Consider the following 17,073-nt stretch of genomic DNA (forward strand, 5'->3'; position numbering starts at 1 on the left):
GATGTCCATATGTCAGACACTCCGAGCAGCGCGCTGCCTCGCCAGGTAGCCGACACCTACGTCGACGCATTCATCGAACTCGATCCGATCTCCGGCACCTATCTGGGTGTCGCGGAGAGCTCGCGCCGCCTTCCCGACTTCTCCCCCGCCGGCCAGGAAGCACTGGCCGAGCTGGCCCGCACCACGCTCGCGCGGCTCGACCGCGCGGAGCAGCTCCCCGGCGCCGCCGATGATGCCGAGCGTCGCTGCGGCCGTCTCCTCCGCGAGCGCCTGACGGCCGAACTCGCCGTCCACGAAGCCGATGAGCCGCTGCGGGCCGTTTCCAACCTGCATTCTCCGGCCCACTCGATCCGTGAGGTGTTCACGGTCACGCCCACCGACACGGACGAGGACTGGGCGGCCGTCGTCGAGCGCCTCAAGGCGGTTCCGGCCGCACTGTCCGGCTACCGCGAGTCCCTCGCGCTCGGCCTGGAGCGGAAGCTGTACGGCGGTCCGCGCGCCACCGCCACCTTCATCGGCCAGCTCGACGAGTGGACCGGCGACGGCACGACGGGGTTCTTCCAGGACTTCGCCGCCGCCGGCCCGGACACGCTGCGCACCGAGCTGGTCGCCGCCGCCGCGCGGGCCACCCGGTCGCTGGAGGAGCTGCGGGACTGGGTCCGGGACGTGTACGCCCCCGCGATCGAGGGTGCGCCGGACACCGTGGGCCGTGAGCGGTACGCCCGTTGGTCGCGCTACTTCAACGGCACCGACCTGGACCTCGACGAGGCGTACGCGTACGGCTGGTCGGAGTACCACAGGCTGCTCGCCGAGATGCGGACCGAGGCCGAGAAGGTGCTGCCGGGCGCGGGTCCCTGGGAGGCGCTGGCCCATCTCGATGTGCACGGCAAGCACATCGAAGGGGTCGACGAGGTCCAGGCGTGGCTGCAGGGCCTGATGGACGAGGCGATCGAGGCCCTGGACGGCACGCACTTCGAACTGGCCGAGCGGGTCCGCAAGGTGGAGTCCCGCATCGCTCCCCCCGGCGGCGCCGCGGCACCGTACTACACGGGTCCGTCCGAGGACTTCTCGCGCCCCGGACGCACGTGGCTGCCGACGATGGGTGAGACCCGGTTCCCGGTGTACGACCTGGTCTCCACCTGGTACCACGAGGGCGTTCCCGGCCATCACCTCCAGCTCGCCCAGTGGGTCCATGTCGCCGAGAGCCTCTCGCGCTACCAGGCGTCCATCGGCATCGTCAGCGCGAACGCCGAGGGCTGGGCGCTGTACGCGGAGCGTCTGATGGACGAGCTGGGCTTCCTACCGGACGCCGAGCGCCGGCTGGGCTATCTCGACGCTCAGATGATGCGGGCCTGCCGGGTGATCGTGGACATCGGCATGCACGCGGAGCTGGAGATCCCCGCCGACTCGCCGTTCCACCCCGGTGAGCAGTGGACACCGGAGCTGGCCCAGGAGTTCTTCGGCAACCACAGCGGCCGGCCCGCCGATTTCGTGGAGAGCGAGCTGACCCGCTATCTCTCGATGCCGGGTCAGGCCATCGGTTACAAGCTGGGCGAGCGCGCCTGGCTGCTCGGCCGGGAGAACGCCCGCGCGGCACACGGCGACGACTTCGACCTCAAGTCCTGGCACATGGCAGCCCTGTCCCAGGGGCCGCTGGGTCTGGACGATCTGGTCGACGAGCTGTCGAAGCTCTGACAGGAGTACCGGCCGTTCCCCGGACATGTTGTCCGGGGACCGGCCGGACGGGGTCAGCACCCGCAGTCGTCGGATTCGTCCGGTGCGGTGAGCGGGTCCGCCGTACGCCGCGCACGCCCCTGCCAGGTCTCGAACTCGAAGCCCTCTCGCGCCCAGTACTCGAAACCCCCGAGCATCTCCTTGACCTGATAGCCGAGTTCGGCGAGGGCGAGCGCGGCGCGGGTGGCGCCGTTGCAACCGGGTCCCCAGCAGTAGGTGACCACGGGCACGGCGGGGTCGAGCAGGTCCCGTGCCTGCTCGGCGATGAGCGCCGTCGGCAGGTGCAGCGCCCCTGGGACGTGCCCCTGGTCCCAGGACGCGGTGGAGCGGGAGTCGAGGAGTACGAAGCCGGGGTCGCCATCGGCCGCCAGCGCCGCGGCGACGTCCGAGACATCGGCGTGGAAGGCGAGCGAGGCTCCGAAGTAGGCGGCGGCCACGGCCGGAGCTGCGGGCGGGACGCGAAGCACCGGGTTCGAGGCAGTGTCGATGGCGGTAGCGGTGAGCTGCGAAGTCATGGTGAAAATCTATGACCGGTGACCGTTCGCCGGAAGATGAGATCCCCGGCACACCTCTTGTCCCGCCGGGGAATTCCCTGTTTCCTTTGCGCATGACCGACTATTCCCCGGACGCCACCGACTGGCGCATTCTCGACGTGCTTCAGCGCGAGGGACGCGCGACGTTCGCCGAGCTCGCGCGGGCAGTCGCCATGTCGTCGAGCGCCGTGACGGAGCGGGTGCGCCGGCTCGAGGAGGCCGGGATCATCAGCGGGTACGCGGCGGTGGTCGACCCGGAGCGCCTCGGTCTGCCGATTCTCGCCCTGGTGCGGCTGCGGTATCCGAACGGCAACTACAAGCCGTTCCACGACCTCCTCGACACGACGCCGGAGATCGTGGAGGCCCATCACGTCACCGGCGACGACTGCTTCGTGCTGAAGGTGACAGCCCGCTCCATGAAGCATCTGGAGGCAGTCTCCGGGAAGATCGGTTCCCTCGGCTCCGTCACCACCAGCGTCGTCTACTCCTCGCCGCTTCCGAGGCGGGCGGTCAGCCGCTGACTCCGTCCCCGGCCCGGTGCCGCACGGCTGATCCGTGCCGTTCCTTCACCACTTCGAGCTGGGCGGGGATACGGCGGCGGAGATCGCCGACATGGCTGACGATCCCCACGCTGCGGTCCCGTTCGCGCAGGGAGTCCAGCACGTCGAGCACCTCGTCGAGGGTCTGCTCGTCCAGGCTGCCGAAACCCTCGTCGATGAACAGGGTGTCCAGCCGTACGCCGCCCGCCTCGTCGGTCACCACGTCGGCGAGACCGAGCGCCAGGGCGAGCGAGGCGAAGAACGTCTCGCCGCCGGAAAGCGTGGCCGTGTCGCGTTCGCGCCCCGTCCAGGCGTCGATGACGTGCAGGCCGAGACCGGCCCTGCGGCCTCCCGTACGGGCATCGGAGTGGACCAGCTGATAGCGGCCCGACGACATTCGCCGGAGCCGGGCGGTGGCGGCCGCCGCCACCTGTTCGAGACGGGCGGCGAGCACGTACGACTCCAGCCGCATCTTGCGTTCGTTGTCCGCGGACGTGCCTGCGGTGAGCCCGGCGAGCCGTGCGACCCGTTCGTACTCCTCGCGCACCGGCCCCAGGCCACGCACCTCGTCGGCCGCGCGGCGGGAGAGCCGGCCGAGCTCGGCGCAGCGTTCCCGTGCCGACGCGAGGGCTGCCGACGCGTCCCGCAGCAGGCGTTCGGCCGCGTCGTACACCGTGCGCGCGGCCTCCGGAGCGGCCGGGGCGCGGTCGGCGGCCGCACGGGCCTCGGTCTCGGCCAGCCGGTCGGCCACCGCGGCCGCCTCGGCCTGCCAGGCGTCGATGCGGTGCTGAAGCGCACGCTGTCCGGACTCGGCGAGCAGGGTGTCCGCCGCGGCCTGCGGCGTCTCGAAGCCGGCCCGGAACGCGGCGTCCGCGAGCCGGCCGTCGGCCTCCTTGAGCCGCGCTGCCGCGCTCTCTTCCTCGCGCACCGTCGTGGCCGCCTCGATGAGCAGAGTGACCCGGTTCTGCAGGAGGGCCGCGTGTTCGGTGACGCTGCCCGACTCGCCCCGTGCCTGCGCCAGCACCTCTTCCAGCGCGGCCTGTTCACCGTCGAGGCCCTCGCGCCGGGAGGTGCGGGCCGCAGCCCGGCGTTCGGCCTGCTGCCGGTCCTCGGCCCGCTGCGCCTGCTCTCGTTCGGCGGCCGCGAGCGCCTCGCGCGCGGCGTGCATCCCGGCGGCGGTCCGGTACGCCTGCGCGTGCTCACGGGTCAGTGTGTCCACGAGCGCGGCAAGTGCGTCGGCCGTCGGGTCCGCCGCCGCGCCCGCGCCCGCCGCACTGTCGGCACCGGCCGCTTCCACGCCCTCCACGGCCTCCGCACGCGCTGCCGCATAGCGTTCCCGTACGGCTCCGAGCGCGTGCTCCGCCTCGGTGCGTGCCTGCTCGGCACGCCGGTGGGCGGCCTCCGCGGCGTCCTCCGTCGCCTGGTCGACATGCCCGTCACCGGCGCGGGCCGGCTTCGGATGGTCGGCGGAGCCGCAGACGGTGCAGGCCTCGCCCTCGACGAGTTCCCGCGCGAGTTCGGCCGCGATGTCGCGGAGCCGCCGCTCGCGCAGGTCGAGCCAGTGCTCACGGGTGCCCAGGGCGCGCTCACGGGTCCCGGCGAGCCGGTCCTCGGCAGTGGACGACTCGGCCGCCAGCGCGTCCCGGCGGCGGGCCGCGTCCAGGCGTCGCCGGGCCGGATCCAGCCGGCCGGCCAGCAGTTCGGCGCGGGTCGCGGCCTCCTGCGCCGCTTCGATACGGGCGTGCAGCCCGCTGCGGGTGGTCTCCCAGTCGGCGAGCCAGCCCTCGGCGTCACGGATCAGTTCGTCATCGGCCCGCGCCTGCCGCTCCAGCGCGGTGCGTTCGCTGTCGATCTCCGCGCTGCGCCGCTCGGCGCGGCGGGCTGCGTCCAGTCCGCCGAGCTCCTCGCGCAGTCTGCGTTCCAGGGCAGCGAGCTGCTCGGCGCCGGCGTCGGCCAGGCTGCCCGGCAGCCGGGACCGCGAGCGGTCGCGGGCCGTGCTCGCGCCTCGGTACGTCCGCTCGGCTTCGTCGCGCAGTTCCAGTGCCGGGGCGACGCGGTCCGCCTTGCGGGCCCGGCTCAGCTGTTCCGTGGCGTCGTCGTGCCCGGACCGGCCCGCCTCCGACGCTGCGGCGCGACGCCTGGTCTCGGCGTACCGCTGCTGAAGCGCGGCAAGCTCCCGTTCTGCGTCCAGAGCCGACCTGGCGGCCGCATGGCGGCTGTCGGCCGCGGACAGCACCTCGGCGGCGATATCGAGCCGCTCCCGGGCGCTGCTGCGGGCCGTCGCGGCCCAGGCCAGTACGGCGTCCGCGAGTCCCGGTTCGCCCGGCTGGACCTCCGGCATCGGGCATTCGCGCCCGGCCGGTCCTGCGGCCTGGGCGATCCGCTGGGCGAGCGCGAGGGTCTGTTCGTCCCCGGCCCTGACCTGGTTCTCGGCGGCCCGGCGGAGATCGGCGAGGCGCTCCTCGACGGCCGCGAAGCGGCGGGTGTCGAAGAGCCTGCCGAGCAGCTTGCCCCGGGCCTCCGCGTCGGCCCGCAGGAAGCGGGCGAAGTCGCCCTGCGGCAGGAGCACCACCTGGCAGAACTGTTCCCGGCTCATCCCGACGAGCTGCGTGATCTCCTCACCGATCTCCTGGTGCGAGCGGCTCAGCGGCTGCCAGCCGTGCTCGGCGTCGTACGCACGCAGGAGGCTCTGCGCCTTCTCCGTGGTGTGGCCGCCGCCCCGCTTCTTGGGGCGGGGCTGGGCGGGGCGCCGGGTGATCTCCAGGCGACGCCCGCCGACGGTGAGTTCGAGCCGGACCTCGGTGGGCAGGTCCGCCGGGGCGTGGTCGCTGCGGAGCGAGGTGCCGGGGCTCTGCCGGGCGCCGGGCACGGCCCCGTACAGGGCGTAGCAGACGGCGTCGAGGACCGAGGTCTTGCCGGCGCCGGTCGGTCCGTGCAGCAGAAAGAGCCCGGCCGCGGAGAGCGCGTCGAAGTCGATCTCCTGGGTGGTACCGAACGGGCCGAAGGCCGTGATGTCGAGCCGGTGGAGCCTCATCGGTTCACCTCGCGCACGCCGTCGTCGACCCGTACGTGGTCGAAGGCGCTGCGCAGCACCGTCCGCTCGTGCTCGTCGATGCCGTATCCGCCGCGGACATGGGCCACGAAGTCCTCCGCGATGCTCTGGTCGTCGCGTCCCCGCAGCCGCTGGGCGTAGGAGGTGTGCGGGTCGTCGGGTGCGCGGTCCGGTTCGAGGACGAGGCTGAGCGTGTGCGGGAAGCGCTCGACGAGACGGGCCATCGGCTCGGCCGGGCGGACCGGGTCGGTGACGGTGGCCTCGACCCAGGAGTGTTCGTGCCGGTCGAGGGCGGGGTCGTCCAGGAGGTCATCGAGCCGGCCCCGGAGCCGGGCGAGGGTGCGGGGCACCGGGCAGTCGATCCGCTCCGCGGCGATCGCGCCCGTGGCGTCGAGGTCGATCAGCCACATCGTCTTGCGGTGGGCGGCCTCCGAGAACGAGTACGCGAGCGGGGAACCGGAGTACCGGACGCGCTCGGCGACCGTCTGGCAGCCGTGCAGATGCCCGAGGGCCACGTAGTCGACCCCGTCGAAGACCCCGGCGGGGACGGCCGCCACTCCGCCGACGGTGATGTCGCGTTCGCTGTCGCTCGGCTCGCCGCCCGCGACGAAGGCGTGGGCGAGGACCACGGACCGGGTGGCGTCCGGCCGCCCGGCGAGATCGGCGCGGACCCGGTCCATGGCGGCTGTCAGCACGGCCTCGTGCCCCGCCCGCTCGGCCCTGAACACGTCCTTGACGAGAGCGGGTTCGAGATAGGGGAGGCCGTAGAACGCCACGTCGCCGTGCGCGTCCGGGATGACGACGGGGGTGGCGCATTGGGCGGGCTCGGTGCGCAGATGGATGCCGGCCCGTCCCATGAGTCCGGCGCCGACGCCGAGCCGCCGGGCGGAGTCGTGGTTCCCCGAGATCATCACGGTGGGTACCCCGGCAGCGGCGAGCCGGTGCAGCGCGTCGTCGAAGAGCTCCACGGCGGAGAGTGGCGGCACGGCCCTGTCGTACACATCACCCGCGACGAGCACGACGTCCACCTCCTGCTCGCGCACGGTGGCCACCAGGTGGTCCAGGTAGGCGGCCTGCGCCTCGTGCAACGAGACGCGGTGGAACGACCGGCCCAGGTGCCAGTCCGATGTGTGCAAAATCCTCAAGAGCCGGCTCCGACCTGCATGTTTCGTTTCCTCGTCCCCGGGTCCGGCCCGGCCGCGCACGGTGCCGGCTCAGGGGCCCGGAGACGGCGCCCACCACACTGCGCGCCCCTGCCCCTGTTCCCTCACGCACCACAGTCTCCCACCACCGGGGACGCCGCCGGGGCGGCTGCGGGGAAGTCGGCTCCGGGCAGCTGCGCCCCGCGGCCGGGGGCGGCACCTGGCCGGCGGGAACGAGCGACCGCTCAGGCGTCCCCGTACGCCTCTTCGCCCAGCGCCAGTTCCGCCTCGCCCGCCGTGGCATCGGCCAGCCAGCGCCGGAACTCCTCCACCTCGGCGTCGGGCAACCCGATCTCGATGGTCACCGCCTCCGCGTACCGGACCTCGCGAACGGTGCGCCCGGTGGCCCGCAGCTCGTTCTCCAGCCTCCCGGCGCGCTGATGGCCGACGGTGACCGTCACGACCCGGAACCGCCGGCGGGTGAGCGTGCCGATGGTGTCCAGGGCCTCGCCGACCGCTCCGCCGTACGCCCGGATCAGTCCGCCGGCGCCGAGTTTCACCCCGCCGTAGTAGCGGGTGACGACGGCGACGACGTACCGCATCTCGCGACGCGTCAGCATCTGCAGCATGGGGACGCCGGCGGTACCCCCCGGCTCGCCGTCGTCACTGGCTTTCTGCACGGAGGCGTCGGCGCCGATCACGTACGCGAAGCAGTTGTGCGTGGCGGTCGGGTGTTCCCGGCGGACGCGTGCGACGAAGTCCTGCGCGTCCTGCTCGGTGGCGGCGGGGGCGAGCGCGCAGATGAAGCGCGATCGGTTGATCTCGGTCTCGTGCACACCCGCGCGGGCGACTGTCCGGTACTGCTCCTGCATCCGGCCACCCTATGCGCAGCTGCGGGAATGGTCCGGAGCGGCCGTCCGTTGTGCGGATCATGTACGCAGACACGGAGACGATCCGCAGGATTCTCAAGGACACCGGCGACACCTGGGCGGTGGTGGGGCTGTCCAACAACCGCTCGCGCGCGGCCTACGGGGTGGCCGAGGTGCTCCAGCGCTTCGGCAAGCGGGTGGTACCCGTCCATCCCAAGGCGGAGCCGGTGCACGGCGAGGAGGGCTACGCCTCGCTGGCGGACATCCCTTTCCCGGTCGATGTGGTGGACGTCTTCGTCAACAGTGAGCTGGCCGGTGCGGTGGCGGAGGAGGCGGTGGCGATCGGCGCCTCGGCGGTCTGGTTCCAGCTCGGCGTGATCGACGAGCAGGCGTACGGGCGCACGAGGACTGCCGGGCTCGACATGGTCATGGACCGCTGCCCCGCCATCGAGATACCCGCGCTGGACCGGTAGGGCCGCCGCAGGCGTCCCGGACACCCCGCACCGGACCGCCGAAGGCCGCCGTGGGCGCCCGGTCACATGTGCGGGGTGTCACACCCCGCTCCGGACTGGGACACTGACCTGCTGTGAGTGCTGCCCACACCCCGAGGGTGCCGACCGTTCCGCACAGCAGGGCCCGTCTGGCCGGGCAGCTGTCCTCGCTCGGCGTCGAGCGAGGCGGCGTGCTGATGGTGCACGCGTCACTGCGCGCCCTTGGGGCGGCGGACGGCGGCGTGGATACGGTCGCGGCCGCCCTGCGGGACGCACTGGGCCCCGAGGGCACGCTGGTGGTCCCGGCCTTCACCCCGGAGAACTCCGACACCTCCCCGCAGTACCGCGCCCGGGTCCGCGGCCTCGGCGAGCAGGATCGGGAAGCCGTACGGGCGGCGATGCCCGCGTTCGATCCGTCCACCACGGCGGCCCCGTCGATGGGCCGGCTCTCCGAAGCGGTGCGCCTCGCCCCCGGCTCCGCCCGCAGCGCCCACCCGCAGACCTCCTTCGCCGCGCTCGGCCCGCTGGCCGGCCACGTGGTGGCGGACCATCACCTCGACTGCCACCTGGGCGAGGACTCACCGCTGGCCCGCCTCCATGAACTGAGGGCCCAGATTCTGCTGCTCGGCACCGGTTTCGCCTCCTGCACGGCGTTCCACCTGGCCGAGTACCGCGTCCCGTTCCCGCCTCGCCGCACCTACCGATGCGTGGTGCGGGACCGCGAAGGGCGCCGGTGGTGGGAGTACGAGGACGTGGCGCTGGACGACAGCGACTTCGCGGCGCTGGGCGCGGACTTCGAGCGGTCCGACCACGGCACGGCTGCCCGGACCGCCCCGGTGGGCTCCGCGACGGGCCGCCTGTTCCGGTTCCCGGCTGCGGTCGCGTTTGCCACGCAATGGCTGACGGCGCACCGCGGTGGTGTGCCGGAGCATCCGCCGAACGCCCGGGACCAGGCCCCCTATTACCCGTCGGCATAAGGCTCTGGATTCTTCACGGGCGCCGAGGCGTGGAGGGGGCCGTGGAAACTGCGCAGCGGGTGGCCCGCAGGAACGGACTGTTCTCAAGATTGCTACTGGCTCCTGCAGCAGTCGCTCTGCAAGTTGCTGGGGACCGAACGCCCCGTCACCCCGACGCTCCACCGTGCCGACCCGGTGGCCGGCAGCCTCAGCCGACGATTCCCAGGCCTTCGACCACAACAGCGCCCGGCAGCGCCGCCAGCGCCTTGCCCGGCATGATCAGCTTGCCCCGGCGGGTGCCGCTGCCGATGAGGACCCACTCCTCGTCCACCACAGCGGAGTCGATCAACAGGGGCCAGCTGTCGGGGAGTCCGACGGGCGTGATGCCGCCGTACTCCATCCCCGTCTCGCCGACCGCCGTGTCCATCGGGGCGAACCTGACCTTGCGGGCACCGAGTTGCTTGCGGAGGGCGCCGTTCACGTCGATTCGGCAGCGGGAGAGGACGAGACAAGCGGCCAGGGTGACCTCGCCGCCACGCTTGCCCGCCACCACGACGCAGTTGGCCGACCGGTTCAGCAGGTCGGCTCCGTGGTGCTCGACGAAGGCCGCCGTGTCGGCGATCTCCGGGTCCGTGTCGACGTGGATGATCTGCTCGGCGGGAACGCCGCCCCAGCCTTCGCGTACCGCTCGTGCCACCGGGGCGGTCAGGACTTCCAGACGGTCGGCAGCGGGTTGGGCGTCCTCGAAGGAGCCGATGGGTGCGCGCATGCGCGCAACGCTAACAACCCCTCGCCCCTTCCCGGTTGTGTGTCTCACCTGACGGGCGGGATCGATACGGCCATGGTGATTCCGACCGGATCGGAGCCCTCGTTGCGGTAGGCGTGCGCGTGGTGCGCCTCGAAGGTGGCGGAGGTGCCGGCGGGTACGGCGTACGTGGTGTCGTCGACGACCAGGGTGAGGGTGCCGGCGGTGACGTGGAGAAGTTCCACGGTTCCTTCGGGGTGCGGGTCGGACGCGCTGCCTTCGCCGGGCATCAGCTGCCAGGACCAGAGCTCCAGCGGGCCCCGGGCCTCGGTTCCGACCAGCAGGGTGGTGGAACTTCCCGCCTCCGTGGACCACATGAGGACGGCCTGACTCTCGGGGACCAGCCGGACCGGTGCGCTCTGTTCGTGGTCGAGCAGCGTGGTGATGCTGATCCCGAGCGCGTCGGCGAGTTTCACCGTGGTGCCGACGCTGGGGTTGGTGCGGGCCTGTTCGATCTGGATGATCATTCCGCGGCTGACCCCGGCACGCGCGGCGAGTGCGTCCAGGGTGAAGCCACGCTCACCCCGCCAGCGCTTGAGGTTCCGCGCGAGGGACTGGGTCAGCTGGTCGAGATCAGTCACATTCCGTCCAAAGTCATGGATGACCGGGTCGGAAATACTGCACTACGGTGCGGTGCACCCAACCGTTCATCGCACTGTACTGCGAGGCCCGCTCATGCCAGCGCCGTCCGCCCCGGCGCTCGCGGCCGACGACAGCAGCCCGATCGCCGCTCAGCACGGGCACCCGTGACCGTAGCCGGTTCTCGCCAGGGCAGACGCGATCGTGAGGGCCTCAGCTCTCGTCGAGCTCCGCCACCGCAAGGAGCTGCTCCGGGGTCACGCCTTCGGGGATCGGTACCGGGGCAGGCGTCCGCAGGGGCGGCTGCCACCCCTTCTCGGCGTCCCAGCTCCGTACGACGCGGGCCGGTGCCCCGGCCACCACCGCGTGGTCGGGCACCTCGCCGCGTACCACCGCGCCCGCCGCCACCACCACGTTGCGGCCGAGTCTGGCGCCCGGGAGGATCACCGCTCCGGTGCCGATCCAGCAGCCGGGGCCGATGGCCACCGGCTCCATCCGCGGCCACTGCTTGCCGACCGGTTCCTGCGGGTCGTCGTAGCTGTGGTTGGTCGAGGTGATGTAGACGTACGGGCCGCAGTACGTGTCCGAGCCGATGGTCACCGTGGTGTCGGCGACGACATGGCTCCCGCGGCCCAGCACCACGCCGTCCCCGAGCGTCAGGATCGGATCGGGTCCCAGATCCAGATCAGGCATGAGCCCCGCCGTCAGAGTGACCTGCTCACCGATGACGCAGTGGGCGCCCAGCTCGATCCACGGCTCCCCGAACACCGTGCCCTGCGGGAAGGCCAGCCGGGTGCCCTCGCCGATGCGGCCGAACCGCAGCCCGCCGGGGTGTGCCGCCGTGATCGCACCCGTCTTCTGTACCCAGCGCCAGCAGCCGTGGACGGCCCCGGACAGGGCGCGCCGCCGCCAGGCGGTCAGGGAGGAGAACGTGTTTCTGTTCTTCGGCACTCGCACACGGTAGTCGGCGGGCCCGCGGGCGGCCGCCGCGCCGCCCTGTGATCTTCACCCCACCGGACCACGGGGCCGCGCACGCGTCGCATACCGTTTCCCGGGCGGGACCGTCCGGCGGCGACCGGAGGACCGCGGCCCACATCACCGGAGCACGGAAGGACGCGCGATGGCAGAGCAGGCGTTGATCAAGGCCATGGGCGGCAAGGAGCCGGTCATCCACGCGGATGCCTTCACCGCACCGACGTCGGTCGCGATCGGCGAGATCACGATGGCCGCGGGTTCCAGCCTCTGGTACCACGCGGTGCTGCGGGCGGACTGCGGCCCGATCGTCATCGGCGCCGCATCGAACATCCAGGACAACTGCAGCGTCCACGTCGACCCCGGTTTCCCCGTCACGGTCGGCGAGCGCGTCTCGGTCGGACACAACGCCGTACTGCACGGCTGCACCATCGAGGACGACGTCCTCGTCGGCATGGGTGCCACTGTGCTCAACGGCGCCCACATCGGTGCCGGTTCGCTGATCGCCGCCCAGGCCCTCGTCCCGCAGGGGATGCGCGTTCCGCCGGGCTCGCTCGTCGCGGGCGTGCCCGCCAAGGTCAAGCGGCAGCTGACCGAGGAGGAGCTCGAAGGCATCAAGTTCAACGCGGTCGGGTACGTGGAGCTGGCCAAGGCCCACCGACAGGCGTACGAGGACTGAGCGCGCGGGCCCGGGCCGGTCCCGGCTCTCGTCAGTCGGCGACCGGTACGGACCCCGGCTCCGGTGCGGACTCGGCCGTGGACTGCGCGGCCGCCTTCTTCGCCCGGTTCTTGAGGATCAGCATCGAGGCGAGCCCGATCAGGACCGCGAGTGCCAGTCCCAGGTACGAGAACCGCTTGAGCCACGCCTCGGCGACGACACCCACGGAGTAGATGACTGCCGTGGTGCCGCCCGCCCAGGCGATTCCGCCGAGCACGTTGGCGGTCAGGAACTTCCAGTACGGCATGTGCAGGACACCCGCGAGCGGTCCGGCGAAGATGCGCAGCAGTGCGACGAAGCGGCCGAAGAAGACCGCCCACATGCCCCACTTCTGGAACGACCGCTCCGCCAGGGCGATCTGGCTCTCACCGAAGTGCCGGGGGAACTTCCCTCCGAGCCAGGCGAGCAGCGGGCGTCCGCCCTTGCGGCCGATGGCGTAGCCGATCGAGTCGCCGATCACCGCCCCGGCCGTGGCGCAGGCGCCCAGGATCCAGGGGTTGATCCCGTCGTGTCCGGCGGCCAGTAGCGCCGCGCTGATCAGGACGATCTCACCGGGCAGCGGAATGCCCAGGCTCTCCAGCCCGATGACGACGCCCACCAGGACGTACACGCTGATCGCGGGGACGGTCTCCAGCCATTCCTGGATGTGCAACGCCGGTTCCTCCGTAGTGATGTCCTCATCGCCCGCCGGACAACTCCTCGGCGCACGGCGGGAAGCCTACCGGTCGCCCTGTCGCCCCGGACAGCACGAAGGGCCGCCCGCTCCCTCCCGGGTGCGTGGCGGCCCCGGGAGGGGACAGCCGAAGTCAGGAGTTCGGGCGCAGCGTCCAGAGCACGGTCATCTCACCGGTCACGCCACCGTCGGCGCGCTGGATCCGGATGGCCACCGGGAACTCGGGGCGCTTGCCCTCGTCGAGCTCGGCGACGACGTCGGCCACCGGACGGCCGAGCGTGGCGGTCGCGGTGACCTCGCCCATGGCCAGCTTCTTGTAGGCGATCTCGGCGTTCACCGCGAGCGGGACGGCCCGCGTCAGCTGGTCGGCGAACGCGGCCATGACGATGGCCCCGCTCGCCGACTCCGCCAGCGTGAACATGGCGCCGGCGTGCGGTCCGCCGACGTGGTTGTGGAAGTCGGCCTGGTCCGGCATGCGGACCACCGCGCGTTCGGCGGTGGACTCCAGGAATTCGAGGTTGAGGGTCCGGACCATAGGAACCGACGCGGCGACCATCTCGCCCGCGGTCATCTGTTCAGCGCTCATGGGCCAGATGTTACTCACGAGTAGTGGTGTTTGGCCATGGTCTCGCAGACATGCGCCTGCGGCCCCGTCGCATCCTTCACCGTCCGCTCACGGGGGCGGCCGTAGCCGCCGGGGCGGCGCACCTCTATCGTTACTCGCCATGTGGCCAGGACAGCAGCCGCCCGGGGGCGAGCAAAACCCGCAGGACCAGAACCAGAACCCGTACCAGCAGCCGGGGTACCAGCAGCCGAACCCCTATCAGCAGCCGGGGTACCAGCAGCCTGGTCCCGAGCAGCAGCCCGGGTACGGCTACCCGCAGCAGGGTCAGCCCGGGCAGCAGCCCGGGTACGGCTATCCGCAGCAGGGTCAGCCGGGAAACCCGCAGCCCAACCCGTATCAGCAGCCGACCGTTCCGCAGTACGCGGTGCCCGGCCCGCCCGGCGGGCCCCAGCCCGGCAACGACAAGAAGAAGACGACCGTCGTCGCCATCGTCGCGGCGACCGCGGTCGTGGTGGCCGCGGCGGTCACCGGTGTCGTCGTGCTGAACAAGGACGACGACAAGGACGGCAAGAACGTCGCCGACGACAAGAAGTCGTCCGCGCCCGCCAAGCCCTCCGACGCCGCGTCCTCACCCGAGGCGAACCCGCGCGGCGCCGACGGGGACGCCAAGCCGCTCATCGCGGGCTGGAAGGTCGTGACCAACCCCAAGTGGGGCACCCAGTTCGACGTGCCCGGCGACTGGGAGGTCGCGGCCCCCGGCATTTTCTCGTACTTCGAGGACGAATCGAAGGAGGACAAGCCGCCGCTCATCGGCTTCTCCGCGCCGGCGGACTACAAGAAGAAGTGGTGTGTCGACGACGAGGACAAGGACGGCACCAAGGAGAACTACAGCCTGGCCGGCACCGGCACCCGCGGCGCGGAGGGCGCCACGGACGCCGCTCTGAACGCCCGTAACGAGGCGGGCACCTGGGCGTGGGGCGCGTACGCGCAGCACATGCCGAAGAAGACCATCAAGATCAGCAAGGCCAAGCAGTACACCACCAAGTCGGGACTGACGGGCAGCCTGGTCACCGCCACCGCCCCGAACGTCACCAAGAAGACGAAGTGCGACAGCGACGGCAAGACCATCGCCTTCACCTTCAAGAACAGCAGCGGTGCGTTCTCCTCCTGGGTGCTGTACGGCGCGACAGGCGTCGAAGGCGAGCTGCCGGACGCGACGATCCAGAAGATCCTGAGCACGGTGCGGCTGGTGAAGATCACCGAGTCCTGACCCGGCCGGAATGCATTTGGCACAACGGGGTCACTGCCGCGATAGTCCCTGAGTGACTGACGCAGCCGACCCCGCACCCCGCTCGGACCGCCCCACCCCGGCGGGCCGCAACTACCGGCTGCTGACCGCCGCCGCGATCATCACGGGCCTGGGCACCCATGGCGCGCTGATCGCGGCGGCTTTCGCGGTCCTGCAGGCGGGCGGCGACGGCGGTGACGTCGGTCTGGTGGCCGCCGCCAGGACCGCCCCTCTGGTGCTCTTCCTGCTGATCGGCGGGGCGATAGCGGACCGCCTGCCGCGTCACCGCGTCATGGTCGCGGCCAACGCCCTCAACTTCGTCTCACAGGGTGCCTTCGCCTGGGTGGTCCTGGCCGGTGACCCGCAGCTCTGGCAGATGATGCTGCTGACCGCGCTGTGCGGGACCGGACAGGCCTTCTTCAGCCCCGCGGCCGAGGGCATGCTGATGTCCAGCGTCAGCGGTGAACAGGCTAGCCGCGCCTTCGCCCTGTTCAGGATGGCCATGCAGGGCGCGGCCATCGGCGGCGCGGCGCTCGGCGGGGCCATGATCGCCGCGATGGATCCGGGCTGGGTGCTGGCCGTCGATGCCGCCGCCTTCGCCCTGGCGGGTGCCCTGCGCGCCTTCCTCGACGTCAGCCACATCCCTGCCCGGGCACCGGGTGGTGGCCTCATCGCCGATCTGCGTGACGGCTGGCAGGAGTTCATCGGGCGCCCCTGGCTCTGGGCCGTCGTCGCGCAGTTCTCCGTGGTCGTCGCCGCGGTCGGGGCCGCGGAGGCGGTCTACGGGCCACTGGTCGCCAGGGACGAGCTCGGGGGCGCCCGTCCCTGGGGCTTCGCGCTCGCCGCTTTCGGCGTCGGCACCGTGGCCGGGGGGCTGCTCATGGTTCGGTGGAAGCCGCGGCGGCTGCTGCTCGCCGGAACGCTCTGCGTCTTCCCGCTCGCCCTGCCCTCGGCCGGGCTCGCCGTCCCGCTGCCGGTGGAGGGGCTCTGTCTGGTGATGTTCGTCAGCGGGGCGGCCATCGAGGTGTTCGGCGTCTCCTGGATGACGGCCATGCACCAGGAGATCCCGGAGGAGAAGCTGTCCCGCGTCGCGGCGTACGACTGGTTCGGCTCGGTCGCCATGGTGCCGCTCGCCACCGCCCTCGCCGGCCCGGTGGAGTCGCTGATCGGCCGCAGCCAGGCGCTGTGGGGCTGTGCGGGCCTGGTCGTCCTGGTCACCGGCGCGGTGCTGTTCGTACCGGACGTACGCAACCTGACCCGCCGGACCACGTCCACCGAGGTGCTCGCCAAGGTCCCGGCGGCGTCAGCCGATGCTGAAAGCCCCGTCGGGCGGCTCGGGTGAGGCGACCGCCTCGTCGTCGCCCACGGGCCGGGCGCCCTTGAGGAACGCGGCCACCGCGTCGCCGTACTCGACCCGGGCCGGAAACGCGTCGGCGGCGCAGCGTCGGGTGAGCGCGGCCGTGTCGAAGGGCTCCCGTGACGCGACGAGGACCATGTTGCCGAAGCGCCTCCCGCGCAGCACGGCGGGCTCGGCGATCACGGCCAGCTCCCCGAAAACGGTCGCGAAGGTCGCCAGTTGCGAGCGCACGAAGCCGAAGGGCGCCCCGTCGGCCAGGTTGGCCGCGTAGATCCCGTCCGCGCGCAGGGCCCGTGCCGCGGCCTGGGCGTAGGGCACGGACGTCAGGTGGGCCGGCACCCGTGAGCCGCCGAAGACGTCCGCGATCACCAGATCCACCGAGCCGGGGGCCGTCTCCTCCAGCTGCTTGCGGGCGTCCGCTGCGTGCACGGTGATTCCGCTGCGCTCGGGCAGCGGCAGGTGTTCCGTGACGAGGCCGAGCAGCGCGCGGTCCGCCTCGGCGACGTCCTGACGGGAGCCGGGCCGGGTCGCGGCGACGTAGCGGGGCAGGGTGAGGGCGCCGCCGCCGAGGTGCAGGACGTCCAGCGGCGCGCCCGCTCCGGCCGCGCAGTCCACGACGTGGGCCAGCCGTCGCGCGTACTCGAATTCCAGGTGTTCCGGCGCGTCCAGGTCGACATACGACTGGGGTGCGCCGTCGACCGTGAGCAGCCAGGCCCGCTCCCGGTCCACATCGGGGAGCAGTCTGGCGGTGCCGTGGTCCACGTCGCGGATGACGGGTATCGACTCGTTCACGCCCCCAT

General features: G+C 72.0%; 17 protein-coding genes. 7 read left to right on the top strand and 10 right to left on the bottom strand.

Annotation, left to right across the window (positions count from 1 at the left end):
* The first annotated feature begins 9 nt into the window (after window positions 1-9).
* Window positions 10-1,695 carry a DUF885 domain-containing protein gene (locus ACIOEW_RS27965; RefSeq protein WP_401966849.1) on the top strand — a complete coding sequence of 562 codons (1,686 nt, stop codon included), beginning with the start codon at window positions 10-12 and terminating at the stop codon, window positions 1,693-1,695.
* Window positions 1,696-1,748: 53 nt separating this feature from the next.
* On the opposite strand, the gene ACIOEW_RS27970 is transcribed toward ACIOEW_RS27965, so the two are convergent.
* Window positions 1,749-2,249, bottom strand: a complete 501-nt coding sequence (locus ACIOEW_RS27970; protein ID WP_401966850.1) for a rhodanese-like domain-containing protein — start codon at window positions 2,247-2,249, stop codon at window positions 1,749-1,751.
* Window positions 2,250-2,341: 92 nt separating this feature from the next.
* Here ACIOEW_RS27970 and ACIOEW_RS27975 point away from each other — a divergent pair, with 92 nt between their 5' ends.
* Window positions 2,342-2,788, top strand: a complete 447-nt coding sequence (locus ACIOEW_RS27975) for an Lrp/AsnC family transcriptional regulator (protein WP_362547859.1) — start codon at window positions 2,342-2,344, stop codon at window positions 2,786-2,788.
* Here ACIOEW_RS27975 and ACIOEW_RS27980 read toward each other — a convergent pair.
* From ACIOEW_RS27980 to ACIOEW_RS27990, 3 genes are all read right to left on the bottom strand, one after another.
* On the bottom strand, window positions 2,778-5,840 hold the full coding sequence (locus ACIOEW_RS27980) for an AAA family ATPase (RefSeq protein ID WP_401966852.1): 3,063 nt from the start codon (window positions 5,838-5,840) through the stop codon (window positions 2,778-2,780). The two genes, ACIOEW_RS27975 and ACIOEW_RS27980, sit on opposite strands and share 11 nt — an antisense overlap.
* Window positions 5,837-7,003: an exonuclease SbcCD subunit D gene (locus ACIOEW_RS27985; RefSeq protein ID WP_401966855.1), complete on the bottom strand. Its 1,167-nt coding sequence runs from the start codon at window positions 7,001-7,003 to the stop codon at window positions 5,837-5,839. The genes ACIOEW_RS27980 and ACIOEW_RS27985 overlap by 4 nt, the downstream gene beginning before the upstream one ends.
* A gap of 242 nt (window positions 7,004-7,245) precedes the next feature.
* Entirely contained in the window at window positions 7,246-7,872 is a 627-nt protein-coding gene (locus ACIOEW_RS27990; protein WP_401966858.1) for a YigZ family protein, read from the bottom strand.
* A 59-nt stretch (window positions 7,873-7,931) separates the two neighbouring features.
* Here ACIOEW_RS27990 and ACIOEW_RS27995 point away from each other — a divergent pair, with 59 nt between their 5' ends.
* Both ACIOEW_RS27995 and ACIOEW_RS28000 read left to right on the top strand, forming a co-directional pair.
* Window positions 7,932-8,342 (top strand): CoA-binding protein, encoded by a 411-nt coding sequence (locus ACIOEW_RS27995; protein ID WP_401966860.1) that lies wholly within the window; start codon window positions 7,932-7,934, stop codon window positions 8,340-8,342.
* Window positions 8,343-8,455: 113 nt separating this feature from the next.
* Window positions 8,456-9,337, top strand: coding sequence for an aminoglycoside N(3)-acetyltransferase (locus ACIOEW_RS28000; RefSeq protein WP_401966863.1), 882 nt, complete (start codon window positions 8,456-8,458; stop codon window positions 9,335-9,337).
* Window positions 9,338-9,524: 187 nt separating this feature from the next.
* Here ACIOEW_RS28000 and ACIOEW_RS28005 read toward each other — a convergent pair whose 3' ends face one another.
* The 3 genes from ACIOEW_RS28005 to ACIOEW_RS28015 all read right to left on the bottom strand — a co-directional run bounded on the left by ACIOEW_RS28005 (window position 9,525) and on the right by ACIOEW_RS28015 (window position 11,651).
* On the bottom strand, window positions 9,525-10,085 hold the full coding sequence (locus ACIOEW_RS28005; RefSeq protein WP_401966865.1) for a YbaK/EbsC family protein: 561 nt from the start codon (window positions 10,083-10,085) through the stop codon (window positions 9,525-9,527).
* 44 nt (window positions 10,086-10,129) lie between these two features.
* Complete coding sequence (locus ACIOEW_RS28010) at window positions 10,130-10,702, bottom strand: helix-turn-helix domain-containing protein (RefSeq protein ID WP_401966867.1); 573 nt, start codon at window positions 10,700-10,702, stop codon at window positions 10,130-10,132.
* Window positions 10,703-10,913: 211 nt separating this feature from the next.
* Window positions 10,914-11,651 (bottom strand): acyltransferase, encoded by a 738-nt coding sequence (locus tag ACIOEW_RS28015; protein WP_401966870.1) that lies wholly within the window; start codon window positions 11,649-11,651, stop codon window positions 10,914-10,916.
* A 169-nt stretch (window positions 11,652-11,820) separates the two neighbouring features.
* Here ACIOEW_RS28015 and ACIOEW_RS28020 point away from each other — a divergent pair, with 169 nt between their 5' ends.
* The gene (locus ACIOEW_RS28020) at window positions 11,821-12,351 is read left to right on the top strand and encodes a gamma carbonic anhydrase family protein (protein ID WP_362547835.1); all 531 of its coding nucleotides are present in this window, start codon (window positions 11,821-11,823) and stop codon (window positions 12,349-12,351) included.
* Window positions 12,352-12,382: 31 nt separating this feature from the next.
* Here the strand turns inward: ACIOEW_RS28020 and ACIOEW_RS28025 are convergent, their stop codons facing one another.
* Together ACIOEW_RS28025 and ACIOEW_RS28030 are read right to left on the bottom strand one after the other, a co-directional pair.
* Window positions 12,383-13,042 carry a DedA family protein gene (locus ACIOEW_RS28025; protein WP_362547832.1) on the bottom strand — a complete coding sequence of 220 codons (660 nt, stop codon included), beginning with the start codon at window positions 13,040-13,042 and terminating at the stop codon, window positions 12,383-12,385.
* Between the two features lie 154 nt (window positions 13,043-13,196).
* Window positions 13,197-13,634, bottom strand: coding sequence for a DUF4442 domain-containing protein (locus ACIOEW_RS28030; protein WP_362548008.1), 438 nt, complete (start codon window positions 13,632-13,634; stop codon window positions 13,197-13,199).
* 154 nt (window positions 13,635-13,788) lie between these two features.
* Here ACIOEW_RS28030 and ACIOEW_RS28035 point away from each other — a divergent pair, with 154 nt between their 5' ends.
* Both ACIOEW_RS28035 and ACIOEW_RS28040 read left to right on the top strand, forming a co-directional pair.
* Window positions 13,789-14,898 (top strand): hypothetical protein, encoded by a 1,110-nt coding sequence (locus ACIOEW_RS28035; protein ID WP_362547829.1) that lies wholly within the window; start codon window positions 13,789-13,791, stop codon window positions 14,896-14,898.
* 52 nt (window positions 14,899-14,950) lie between these two features.
* Window positions 14,951-16,258 (top strand): MFS transporter, encoded by a 1,308-nt coding sequence (locus tag ACIOEW_RS28040; protein ID WP_401966872.1) that lies wholly within the window; start codon window positions 14,951-14,953, stop codon window positions 16,256-16,258.
* Here ACIOEW_RS28040 and ACIOEW_RS28045 read toward each other — a convergent pair.
* Window positions 16,220-17,065 (bottom strand): spermidine synthase, encoded by an 846-nt coding sequence (locus tag ACIOEW_RS28045; protein ID WP_401966875.1) that lies wholly within the window; start codon window positions 17,063-17,065, stop codon window positions 16,220-16,222. The two genes, ACIOEW_RS28040 and ACIOEW_RS28045, sit on opposite strands and share 39 nt — an antisense overlap.
* Window positions 17,066-17,073 lie beyond the last annotated feature (8 nt).

Origin of the sequence: Streptomyces sp. NPDC087901, assembly GCF_044742205.1 — a bacterium.
GTDB lineage: Bacteria > Actinomycetota > Actinomycetes > Streptomycetales > Streptomycetaceae > Streptomyces.

Excerpts from the sequence above, each read along its gene's own strand:
- ACIOEW_RS28005 (WP_401966865.1), bottom strand. The coding sequence starts at position 10,085 with ATGCGCGCACCCATCGGCTCCTTCGAGGACGCCCAACCCGCTGCCGAC.
- ACIOEW_RS27990 (WP_401966858.1), bottom strand. The coding sequence starts at position 7,872 with ATGCAGGAGCAGTACCGGACAGTCGCCCGCGCGGGTGTGCACGAGACC.
- ACIOEW_RS27980 (WP_401966852.1), bottom strand. The coding sequence starts at position 5,840 with ATGAGGCTCCACCGGCTCGACATCACGGCCTTCGGCCCGTTCGGTACC.
- ACIOEW_RS27995 (WP_401966860.1), top strand. The coding sequence starts at position 7,932 with ATGTACGCAGACACGGAGACGATCCGCAGGATTCTCAAGGACACCGGC.
- ACIOEW_RS27970 (WP_401966850.1), bottom strand. The coding sequence starts at position 2,249 with ATGACTTCGCAGCTCACCGCTACCGCCATCGACACTGCCTCGAACCCG.
- ACIOEW_RS27965 (WP_401966849.1), top strand. The coding sequence starts at position 10 with ATGTCAGACACTCCGAGCAGCGCGCTGCCTCGCCAGGTAGCCGACACC.
- ACIOEW_RS28030 (WP_362548008.1), bottom strand. The coding sequence starts at position 13,634 with ATGACCGCGGGCGAGATGGTCGCCGCGTCGGTTCCTATGGTCCGGACC.
- ACIOEW_RS28035 (WP_362547829.1), top strand. The coding sequence starts at position 13,789 with ATGTGGCCAGGACAGCAGCCGCCCGGGGGCGAGCAAAACCCGCAGGAC.
- ACIOEW_RS27975 (WP_362547859.1), top strand. The coding sequence starts at position 2,342 with ATGACCGACTATTCCCCGGACGCCACCGACTGGCGCATTCTCGACGTG.
- ACIOEW_RS28020 (WP_362547835.1), top strand. The coding sequence starts at position 11,821 with ATGGCAGAGCAGGCGTTGATCAAGGCCATGGGCGGCAAGGAGCCGGTC.